Annotated in this window: 3 protein-coding genes; 2 read left to right on the top strand and 1 reads right to left on the bottom strand. The window is 53.9% G+C overall.

Going from position 1 to position 2,088, the window contains the following annotated elements; all coding sequences use genetic code 11:
- Positions 1-65: 65 nt before the first annotated feature.
- Positions 66-1,079 (bottom strand): low-specificity L-threonine aldolase, encoded by a 1,014-nt coding sequence (gene ltaE, locus RMO15_RS19175; protein WP_369016137.1) that lies wholly within the window; start codon positions 1,077-1,079, stop codon positions 66-68.
- Between the two features lie 50 nt (positions 1,080-1,129).
- Between ltaE and RMO15_RS19170 the strand changes: the two genes are divergently transcribed.
- Complete coding sequence (locus tag RMO15_RS19170) at positions 1,130-1,477, top strand: hypothetical protein (protein ID WP_309715463.1); 348 nt, start codon at positions 1,130-1,132, stop codon at positions 1,475-1,477.
- Between the two features lie 44 nt (positions 1,478-1,521).
- Positions 1,522-1,986, top strand: a complete 465-nt coding sequence (locus RMO15_RS19165) for an SUKH-3 domain-containing protein (RefSeq protein WP_309715459.1) — start codon at positions 1,522-1,524, stop codon at positions 1,984-1,986.
- The last annotated feature ends 102 nt before the right edge of the window (positions 1,987-2,088 follow it).

Below are 2,088 nucleotides of genomic sequence, written 5' to 3'. Positions count from 1 at the left end.
TGGCGGAGCCGCTGGGCGAGGGGAGCGAGGTCTTCGGCTTCGTACTGGCGGAGCATGGGAGTATTTTAACCGATGGCGAAGTAGTCCGTGAGGGCTCCGAGAAACGCGGCGATGGCTTCAGGGGTGACATCCAGATGCGTCACAAAGCGCGACTCGGGATTGATGGAGGCCAGCATCCCACGCTCGGCGAGATAGGTTTCGAGTGGCTCGCAGTGAGCATCGGGGAACGTGGCGAAGGCCATGTTGGTGGCGTGGCGTGTGGGAGTGCCAAGAGCGGCTAGCCCCTCGGCGAGTATTTTTGCGTTGGCATGGTCGTCCGCCAGACGCTCGATATGATGCTCCAGGGCGTAGAGGCCCGCTGCCGCTAGAATCCCGGACTGGCGCATTCCGCCGCCCAGCACTTTTCGCCAGCGGTAGGCGCGTTCGATCAGCTCCTCAGAGCCCACGAGTACGGAGCCGACGGGGGCACCTAAGCCTTTTGAGAGGCAGATAGAGACCGAGTCGAAGCCCTCGCAAGCGGCTTCCAGCGTGATGCCCTGCGCGACCACGGCGTTGAAGACCCGTGCGCCATCAAGATGTGTCGCCAGCCCACGGCTATGGGCCAGCTCGGTTGCGGCTTTGAGATAGTCGCGTGGGACGACCTGGCCATGGAACGTGTTCTCCAGCGTGAGGAGCTTGGTATGGGCAAAGTGTACTCCCATCCCTGGCCCGTGGTGCTTGATGGCGGAGGCGATTTTTGCCAGAGGCAACGAGCCATCGGGCTCGTTCTCGATAGGCTGAGGGACAATCGAGCCCAGCACCGCCGCGCCACCGCCCTCGTACTTGTAGGTGTGGGCAAGCTGCCCGACAATGTACTCATCGCCGCGCTCGCAGTGCGCCATCAGCGCGACAAGGTTGCTCTGGGTGCCCGTCGGCAGAAACAGCCCCGCCGCTTTGCCTGAGAGCGCGGCGAGCTTGTCTTGTAGCGCCAGAACCGTCGGGTCGTCGCCCCAGACATCATCCCCGACAGCGGCACTTAGCATCGCCTCACGCATCGCCGGTGTCGGGCGGGTCACGGTATCGCTACGAAGGTCAATCACAGTCATGCCTCGAACTTTACCACGACCTTTGGTGTACGACAGCTATAGCGATGCAGTGGATTGACGAACAAAGTGACCTGGAGGCGTTGCTCCAAGAAGAACAGGCCATCGTTCTGCTCTATGTCGGGTGGTCGGGCTACTCAATACGGGTTCACCAAAAATTAGAAGTGCATTTTCAAGTGTTGCCCAAGGTGCCCATTTTTGTGTTGAATGAGGAGACGGCACTTCTCATTCCTTGGCGTGGCAAAGAGATCCCGGAGACATACCCACTAGGTTACGGGACAATTTTTTGGTTACAGTCGGGGAGAGTTGTTGATCTGCTTCTACAGCCGTATCCGAGCACCGTGGAGGAGCTGATGGAACGAACCCACATGGCGTTTGCACTGCAGAGAAGATAAAATTGAGCAGGACAAATACCCTACGCGACGGGAGTGTTTTGTACGTGAGCCTAGATAATATTCTGGAAGACGCTGGTTGGTATCCAGGGCGAGAGATTGTGATCGACCGCATGGTTGCCATCTTTGAGCAAAGAAAGTTCAAGCTCTTTGAAATCACTAAATACATCTTGACGTTATTTGGTGATTTGTATCTCTGTGTCCATGAAAATATCAGACTTGACCTGAGATTTGAAATTTTTGATGGCGATGACTCTTTTAATTATGTGAATTTTAGCAATAGCTCTGTTGAGATTGTGGAGAGATTCTTTAAAGATGAAATATCACCTATTGGATTGTTAGCTTTTTTATATGAAGGCAGAGAAATTTACTCGGTCGATGAAGTTTACGTGTCGAAGTACGGCGATATTTTGGTGCTTTCCGATCTAGGTATTTATCGGTTTGTTGATTTTAACGATTTTCTTTACAAGGTCGGCTATGGATTTTATCACGTTGTTGCCTCCTTCATTTGAAGGCGTAGCCAACGTCGCTGACATTCCTGATTATGTCCACGAAGCATTATCAAAAAACGCTCCACCAAATCATCCTCGATACCCGCATGAACACCACAAGAT

The organism is Armatimonas sp. (assembly GCF_031410135.1).
Taxonomy (GTDB): Bacteria; Armatimonadota; Armatimonadia; order Armatimonadales; family Armatimonadaceae; genus Armatimonas.
The sequence above is the reverse complement of the archived record's forward strand: the minus strand, read 5'-3'. Positions and strand labels throughout refer to the sequence as shown.

Excerpts from the sequence above, each read along its gene's own strand:
- RMO15_RS19170 (WP_309715463.1), top strand. The coding sequence starts at position 1,130 with ATGCAGTGGATTGACGAACAAAGTGACCTGGAGGCGTTGCTCCAAGAA.